This window comes from Deinococcus radiopugnans ATCC 19172 (assembly GCF_006335125.1).
In the GTDB taxonomy this organism is placed as follows: domain Bacteria; phylum Deinococcota; class Deinococci; order Deinococcales; family Deinococcaceae; genus Deinococcus; species Deinococcus radiopugnans.
On sequence record NZ_VDMO01000091.1, the window covers coordinates 1 to 511 of the forward strand.

At 66.3% G+C, this 511-nt stretch carries 1 protein-coding gene; it reads left to right on the plus strand.

What is annotated here, in order from left to right; all coding sequences use genetic code 11:
- A partial coding sequence (locus FHR04_RS21545; protein ID WP_249039251.1) for a SufD family Fe-S cluster assembly protein occupies nt 1-511 on the plus strand: 511 nt, incomplete at both ends.

A 511-nucleotide genomic window follows, 5' to 3' on the forward strand; every position in this document is an offset into this window, starting at 1 on the left:
GGCTCGGTCATCCCGCCGGGCGACAACAAGTTCGCGTCGCTGAACACCGCCGTGTGGTCGGGCGGCTCGTTCGTCTACGTGCCGCCGGGCGTGCACGTCGAGATCCCGCTGCAGGCCTACTTCCGGATCAACACCGAGAACATGGGCCAGTTCGAGCGGACGCTGATCATCGCGGACGAGGGCTCGTACGTGCACTACGTCGAGGGCTGCACCGCGCCGATCTACCAGTCGGACTCGCTGCACTCCGCGGTCGTCGAGATCATCGTGAAGAAGAACGCCCGCGTGCGGTACACGACCATCCAGAACTGGTCGAACAACGTCTACAACCTCGTGACCAAGCGGGCGACCGCGGCCGAGGGCGCGACGATGGAGTGGGTCGACGGCAACATCGGCTCCAAGGTCACCATGAAGTACCCGGCGATCTACCTGCTGGGCGAGCACGCCCGCGGCGAGACGCTGTCCATCGCCTTCGCGGGCGAGGGGCAGCACCAGGACGCCGGCTGCAAGATGG